The organism is Microcystis sp. M20BS1, assembly GCF_020245305.1.
Classification (GTDB): domain Bacteria; phylum Cyanobacteriota; class Cyanobacteriia; order Cyanobacteriales; family Microcystaceae; genus Microcystis; species Microcystis ichthyoblabe_A.
On record NZ_JADBUZ010000001.1, the window covers coordinates 1 to 6652 of the forward strand.

General features: G+C 43.8%; 9 protein-coding genes. 4 read left to right on the top strand and 5 right to left on the bottom strand.

What is annotated here, in order from left to right; translation table 11 throughout:
- Window positions 1-112: 112 nt before the first annotated feature.
- On the bottom strand, window positions 113-547 hold the full coding sequence (locus IM507_RS00005; RefSeq protein WP_259679060.1) for a DUF1822 family protein: 435 nt from the start codon (window positions 545-547) through the stop codon (window positions 113-115).
- 4 nt (window positions 548-551) lie between these two features.
- Complete coding sequence (locus tag IM507_RS00010; protein WP_259679061.1) at window positions 552-2147, bottom strand: hypothetical protein; 1596 nt, start codon at window positions 2145-2147, stop codon at window positions 552-554.
- A 296-nt stretch (window positions 2148-2443) separates the two neighbouring features.
- Between IM507_RS00010 and IM507_RS00015 the strand changes: the two genes are divergently transcribed.
- The 3 genes from IM507_RS00015 to IM507_RS00025 are packed head-to-tail and all read left to right on the top strand — an operon-like array spanning window position 2444 to window position 3377.
- Window positions 2444-2593 (top strand): hypothetical protein, encoded by a 150-nt coding sequence (locus IM507_RS00015; protein WP_002751797.1) that lies wholly within the window; start codon window positions 2444-2446, stop codon window positions 2591-2593.
- A 32-nt stretch (window positions 2594-2625) separates the two neighbouring features.
- On the top strand, window positions 2626-2841 hold the full coding sequence (locus tag IM507_RS00020) for a hypothetical protein (protein WP_002737387.1): 216 nt from the start codon (window positions 2626-2628) through the stop codon (window positions 2839-2841).
- 23 nt (window positions 2842-2864) lie between these two features.
- Window positions 2865-3377, top strand: a complete 513-nt coding sequence (locus tag IM507_RS00025; protein ID WP_002782737.1) for a TolB family protein — start codon at window positions 2865-2867, stop codon at window positions 3375-3377.
- 7 nt (window positions 3378-3384) lie between these two features.
- On the opposite strand, the gene IM507_RS00030 is transcribed toward IM507_RS00025, so the two are convergent.
- The gene (locus IM507_RS00030; protein ID WP_123229871.1) at window positions 3385-4728 is read right to left on the bottom strand and encodes a DUF3370 domain-containing protein; all 1344 of its coding nucleotides are present in this window, start codon (window positions 4726-4728) and stop codon (window positions 3385-3387) included.
- A 318-nt stretch (window positions 4729-5046) separates the two neighbouring features.
- Here IM507_RS00030 and moaA point away from each other — a divergent pair, with 318 nt between their 5' ends.
- A complete protein-coding gene (gene moaA, locus IM507_RS00035; protein WP_123229873.1) occupies window positions 5047-6036 on the top strand; it encodes a GTP 3',8-cyclase MoaA in 990 nt (329 codons plus the stop codon).
- A 4-nt stretch (window positions 6037-6040) separates the two neighbouring features.
- On the opposite strand, the gene IM507_RS00040 is transcribed toward moaA, so the two are convergent.
- Window positions 6041-6226: a PCP reductase family protein gene (locus IM507_RS00040; RefSeq protein WP_002737708.1), complete on the bottom strand. Its 186-nt coding sequence runs from the start codon at window positions 6224-6226 to the stop codon at window positions 6041-6043.
- A gap of 101 nt (window positions 6227-6327) precedes the next feature.
- Window positions 6328-6652, bottom strand: a 325-nt coding sequence (locus IM507_RS00045) for a Uma2 family endonuclease (RefSeq protein WP_287636270.1), incomplete at its 5' end; no start/stop codon positions are given.

Consider the following 6652-nt stretch of genomic DNA (forward strand, 5'->3'; position numbering starts at 1 on the left):
ACTCGATTGTCTATCTTTTGGTATTAACCTATTTGTGCCTTAAGTCCTTTCCTGTATGAATTTCAGCTACTTTTGAGCGTAGTTGCTCTCATCGAATTTTATTTTAAGTTAATTATTTGCATAACAATTCCCGAAGAGCCAAAAAGGTTTTCCCAGCCTCATCCAGCACCACTAATTGTAAGTGGGCAGGCAAATATTTCTGGTTTCGCATCGGATAGACCCTGAGGAGAACCGCTATCATTTGGTCAGTTTTAGGCAAGACAGCCACCATTAGAGTCACTGGGTGTTCCCCGATCAGCATTCCTAAATCTTTAACTCTCCTCAACCCACCTGCCAAGTTATGCGGAGCGAGCCGCCATAAACTCTCTGCCGCACTCCAACGGGTTTCTTCATCCTGAGTTACCCCCAGCAAGTGAGTCAGAGCCGCCAATACCTCAGAAGATGCAGTTCCCATCTCTCCCAAGCGCAGTGCTGCTTGTCTGCGGCGATGCTCTTCCTGACTGGTATAAATCGTCTCAATTAAATCGCTAACCGTCTTGGAATCCATAAAATCAGTACCGCTCCAAGACTTGATGGGCAGCCTGGGTTCGCTCCCGCTTCTGCTCGTGGTTGAAACGACGGATGAAGGGATGAAGACGATACCACCCTTCACCTTGTTGTTCTGCCTGCCAGACGAAGGAAAAACTGAGGAGCGAGTCAAAGGCAGCATGGGAGGGATTGCATTTCAAGGATTCGCCCAGATGAAAGTAAAGGTCTTCATTAAAGGCTCGACAGGCACTCAAGACATAAACCGCATCTTCCAACACCCTGTCCGTGTATTTTAGGAGCCTTTCTACCAAAATCCCTAATTTCCGATTAAATCCCTCTCCTGTCTCGGAAACGGATTGAAAGTCGGCAGCGGTAAAGGCTTCTTTTTTTTCTGGCGCCATCCTGACTAAATCCGCGCATAGCCCCAGCAAGAGCGGATGAACAGAATCGCCATCAAAACTACTATAGGCAATCAAGCCCTGCTGCACTTGGGTATCCTCAATTCCGACTCTTTGTAGGTAGTCGAGGGCATCGGTTACTTGAAAGTTGAACACTTGCCTGCACTCTAACTTGTCCGCTGTAATTGAACAATAGCTGGCTCGATGCCACTGGGGAATTTCCCGTCCTGCCATGACGATGACAATTTGGGGCAACTCCAACAACTGCGACAACAGACACCGCAGCCATTCATCCTGCTTGAAAAATCTGGCACTTCCTTGATTGCGCCCTTCTCCCCAAAAGGCTTCGTGGGTGTCGAAAAACAGCACCAGTTTTTCAGGAGCGCCCTCTCTTTGCATGGCGACCTTGAGATCTTCCGCAAAAAAGTTAGGTAAAGCAACAATCAATTCCGTATCGGGGTCTAACTCGGTGATCCGTTGAAAATCTTTTTTCTGGAGTCCTCGACCATTTAGGTAACGATTCAAGTCCTTACCCAAATGTTTTGCTATGAGATTCAACGTGCTGGCTGTTAGTGTCGCTAAGGTACCGGGCAAGCCTAGTATGGCCGCCAAGTCTTTGTTCTCCTGAGCGATCGTTTTAATTGTGTTAATAATCCCACCAACTACAAATAACTCTTGTGAAGGAAACCACTTAGTTATATCAGTTTCATTCGTGAGTTTTCCTGTCTGTTTTAAATGCCAGATGCAAGAAAATTCATAGAGCGGAAAAGAGAGTTTATATCCCAAGCGAACAGCATTGGTTATTAACTGATTATGCAAAATCAGTAGCCCGTCGAAATTGTCTTGAGGTTGTTCTGGTCGCGATGACCTGGCTGGGGATTCAAAATCCAACAGTGTGGCTGGCACAAATTGAAAGTCACTTTCCCAGTCAGTAATTGTCTTAATAAACTCAACAATTTCAGGATGGGTTTTGGTTTTAAGTTCTGTCCAAGTTTCTAAAGGAAAGCGCTTGCAACAATTTTCCAATAAGAATTTCAGCAGCAGCGACTTGCCATTGCCACCATCCCCATAGAAGAATAGGATTTTATGGGGGTCAAGCTCGTCATCGTTGAGATATTCTGCAAATCGCAAGGTTAACTCGTGTCGGTCGGTAAAGTGCCGGAGAGCGCGATTTAGCTGAGTTAACGAGACTTTTTGGCTAGTGGGATCGCTGATGCTCATAGCCGTACTACTTAGAAAATGTAATTGCTATTAAAGTCTAAAATCTTCTCTAATTCTAGCCTTTCCTCTTGCCATGCGGACAATAAACTGCTCTTCCACTAAACCGCCAGACTTGAGGGTGCTGATTGGGTAGTATTGCTGAACTTCCCCCCCATACATATCTACTACAATAGCCGAAAACCCTTATCCATCAATGGATAAACCCATTAACTTTTCTTTATATACCCCGTGTTTATTGTAATATTCCTTAAATAGACAAATGGGGGAAGTTTAGGCTAAAATGGCGGCCGTGTATAGTGATTCAATTAGTATTATTCGATCGAGTGAACTTAGTGGAATTTGAGAGTGAAGATTATCCATCAGAAAGGTTAATTGCTTGTCAAAATCCCTTAATCGCTCAGAAAAATCAAAAACAAACAGAAGCCTTATTCTTTACAATACAATAAAAGTGTAATTAAGCTTGTTGGGAGCCTGAGCTATGACTAACCCGAATTCGATCGAACAGCTATCGCAGGAATTACTCGATCTAGACCAAGTAGATGCCGATACCGGGGCAGATTTGCGGCAAAAAGCCCAAGAAATCCTCGCTGAAACCAGTATTGACCTACCGATTCGAGAAGCGATCGCCGATAGTCTCAGTCAAGGCAATCAACTACTTACCCTCAAAACCGTCGGCAAGGAAGAAAGTTACTAGCACATTTGGGGTCAAAAGTCAAGATGAAAGAAAAAAATTTTTTTGTCTGGCTGGGGCGATTTTTGGCCTCTTTTGGGCTGTTATCGGGGATAAGTGGCTGTAATTCTCCTCTTTTGATCACTCCCCAAGTTCCCGCTGGTGGTTTAAATAGTTTTGCTCCCGATCAATTCCCCAGTTATAGTGCTGATGGTCGCTATTTAGCCTTCGCTTCCGATCGCTCCGGTCGTCGTAGTATATATCTATTCGATCTGCAAGAAAAGCGCTTAGTTAATCTTCCTAACCTAAATCGTGGCGATTCTAGCCAAGATCAGCCATCTCTGAATGCTGACGGTCGTTTAATTGCCTATATCTCCAGCGAACGCGGTAAAAGTGATGTCATGGTTTATGATCGTTCCCAGTCCCGTGCAACCCTATTAACCGCTAACCTGCGGGGAAGCGTCCGCAATCCCACCATTAGCGGTGATGGTCGCCAAATTGCCTTTGAAACCAACCAAGACGGTCAATGGAATATTGCGATCGTTAACGGCCAATTTTAAACTTGTTCTACTCAGTCTTAATCGTTAAAACCTGCGGAGGGGTCGCATCTGGTGGATATAAAAAATTTACCTGTACTACACGCCAATCCCCCGGAGGAATAGTCAGAGTCACTAAAGATTGCCCCTCTTGTCCGCGTCTTTGGACGAGATGAAAAAATCTGCTTTGTGCCTGTCCTTGGTCATCGCTATAATTGACGGCTACTGTTCCCCGAAAAAACACTTGTGGGGCAGCCGGATCGAGAAAACGCAAACCCTGACCGATAATATTCTCTTTAATCGGTGTTTCTAGCGCAATAGTCACCGTTTTCGCCTCATTACTTCGATTAAATAGAGGTAAACTTAACCGATATTCCACACCGTAATTACCATGAGCTTGATAGGCCGTATCGGGATAGCGAACTAACATACTAGCACTTTGATTTTGTTCCGTTCCCAGTTTGCCCCCGGGTAGGGTGCTAATCCCATAGGCTATAGATTGACCAGAATCAGGAATATTTAACCATAAAGAAGCTCGATCGACCAATCGGGCTGGCCAAGCTGAACCTTGGGACACCCCCGCTACCCGTCCATAAATTATCTGTCCTTGACTATGGGGAGGAGTGGGCGCTCGATCTCGCGGAGTCGATAAATCGCCTTTTTCTAGCAAATTTTGCCACTCTGTAAGATTTGGTGGTCTTTCCTGTCCATTTTCATCTAGGGGTGCATAAAGAGCTAAACTAGCAGCGTAGAGAAGACCGTCACTTTCCAGACGGAGATAAGTGGACCTACCGTTTAAAGGGGGAGTCAAATCGCGCACGGGAATCGCCGCATTTAAGACCATAAAACTCTCCCCAGGGGGAATAATAATCCTATCGGGAAAAATATCCTGACGCTGCCCCATTAAAATATCCCCCATTACCCGACTTCCCGGCCCAGCAAAAACCGTCCCCTGATTATTTTCCACTTGTGCAGGTAAATCGATAAAAGCTGCATCGGGTTGACTCAAATAACTAGCCCCCTGCAAAATTTTAACAGTCACGGGATTAGGACTGGGATTGTGGAGTAATATACCCAGATAAAGGGTGCGTAAATTATCGGGAAAACTCCCCCTCGCTACATGGTGGGCAAAAATATCAAAGCGTCCCTGAAAAGCATAATTTAAATGGGCCGAGGGAAAACTTTTCTCTTGAGGGGGAAAAGTCGAAAGTAAAATCCCTTCTCCTAGCAATAATTCGGGACTATTACTATTAAAAACGGGAACTTGATCTAGTTGATTCGGTAAAGGACGCACCTGCACCGGTCGAATTATTTCTACAATAGGAGGAGTTTGGGCAATGGGTAGTAAAAAAGGTAACATCACAGAAATTACCATCTCAAGATAATTAATTTTTGATCATAGCATTATTGGCTCGCTCAATTTAGATAGTATTCTGTTTGTCCATATCTAGAGGATTGTTTAATATTTCTTTCTGGTGTTAGCTGACCTTTTTGGTTAAGTACAATCAAGAAAAATTATCAAATTTCCCAATCGTTATTGGCTCTTGCCATTGACCAAATCTATTGTCATCATAGACTAAAATCTAGATGTAGCCGTGGTTTTCTGGAAACTTAGCCCGATGTCTAGATATCGATCGAGCCAGAATTGTTATGATAAATTCATGAAGTTTTATAACAGTATTTCCCCGTGAACATGAACCAAATTGACTATCTCAGGATTAGTTTAATCGATCGCTGTAACTTTCGCTGTCAGTATTGTCTGCCTGAAGATGCAGAATTGGCCTATGTTCGACCGCAAGACTTACTCACCCGGGAGGAAATTCTTACTTTAGTCAAAAATGTCTTTATTCCCCTTGGTTTCCGCAAATTTCGCCTTACTGGTGGGGAACCTCTCTTACATCCCGAAGTAGTGGAGATTGTGCGCGATATCGCCTCTTTATCTGCTATTAGCGATTTAGCCTTGACCACTAACGGCTATTTACTTGACAATTTAGCCGAAATGTTGTATGACGCTGGACTAAGACGGATTAATATCAGTTTAGACTCCCTCGACCCCGACACTTTCGATAAAATTATCGGTAATCGCGGCCGGAGTCGTTGGCAAAAAACTTGGGCAGGTATTCAAGCGGCCCAGAGGGTGGGTTTTGACCCCTTAAAATTGAATGTGGTGGTAATTCCGGGGATAAATGAGGCAGAAGTGGAAGATTTAGCGGCTTTGACCATCGAGAAGCGTTGGCACGTCCGTTTTATCGAGTTTATGCCCATCGGTAACGGTGATTTATTTCAAGAAAAAGCTTGGATTGCGAGCGAGGAATTAAGGGGGCGAATTCGGGCAAAATGGGGCTTAAATGAGGGTCAAGTGCGGGGAAATGGTCCGGCCGATGTTTTTCAAATTCCGGGGGCTAAGGGTACAATTGGCTTTATTAGTCAGATGTCGGAATGTTTTTGCGATCGCTGTAACCGCCTACGTCTTTCGGCCGATGGTTGGTTGCGTCCCTGTCTCCTCAACGAAACCGGACAAATTGACCTAAAAACTGCCCTCCGTCAGGGAATTTCGCCGGTAGAAATCAGGGAAAGAGTGCGGGAATTAATAGAACTGAAGGCAGAAATAAACTTTAAACTGCGTGATTCCGGCACATCAAGCGGCATTTATACCCGTACTATGTCCCAAATTGGCGGCTAAAAATCTACTGTCCGAATTCTATTCTAGCCTGTTCTACCATTTCCACGGTAACTCGATCGGAACCGGCATGACGAGCTAATTCTTCTATCCTTTGACGCGCTTGGGAACGAACAAAATAGGGAATATTTTTCAGTTTTGCTTTTGCTTCTGCAGTCCATTGTAGTTGATCGGAAAAATCTAGAGCGTCCATAGATTTAACATATAGTAGTCCGTCTATTATACCAAAAAAGATGAGCTATTTTGAGATAACGATTTTCTTAACAGCGAGTCTTTTTCACCTTTCTTTTAATTTTAGGTTTCTGCTAGGTCGAAATTTACTCTTTGATATAAATCTTGCAAAGAAATCTGCCAATCCACCGACACCAATTGTAAAACCGCATTTTCCCCCGTGACGAAATCAATTAACCATTGATCATCTTTTTGTTTATAGTAACGTTCCACACTATAACTAGATTGTTCAATCAGAATATATTCCTGAAAAGTTGGCAAGGAACGATAGAATTTAAACTTATCCCCTCGATCATAAGCTTGGGTAGAATTAGAGAGAACTTCGACAATAATTAAAGGATTGATCACGTTAGATTGACTATTCCCTTGATAGAGAGGTTGACCTTTA

Excerpts from the sequence above, each read along its gene's own strand:
- IM507_RS00020 (WP_002737387.1), top strand. The coding sequence starts at position 2,626 with ATGACTAACCCGAATTCGATCGAACAGCTATCGCAGGAATTACTCGAT.
- moaA (WP_123229873.1), top strand. The coding sequence starts at position 5,047 with ATGAACCAAATTGACTATCTCAGGATTAGTTTAATCGATCGCTGTAAC.
- IM507_RS00030 (WP_123229871.1), bottom strand. The coding sequence starts at position 4,728 with ATGGTAATTTCTGTGATGTTACCTTTTTTACTACCCATTGCCCAAACT.
- IM507_RS00005 (WP_259679060.1), bottom strand. The coding sequence starts at position 547 with ATGGATTCCAAGACGGTTAGCGATTTAATTGAGACGATTTATACCAGT.
- IM507_RS00025 (WP_002782737.1), top strand. The coding sequence starts at position 2,865 with ATGAAAGAAAAAAATTTTTTTGTCTGGCTGGGGCGATTTTTGGCCTCT.
- IM507_RS00010 (WP_259679061.1), bottom strand. The coding sequence starts at position 2,147 with ATGAGCATCAGCGATCCCACTAGCCAAAAAGTCTCGTTAACTCAGCTA.
- IM507_RS00040 (WP_002737708.1), bottom strand. The coding sequence starts at position 6,226 with ATGGACGCTCTAGATTTTTCCGATCAACTACAATGGACTGCAGAAGCA.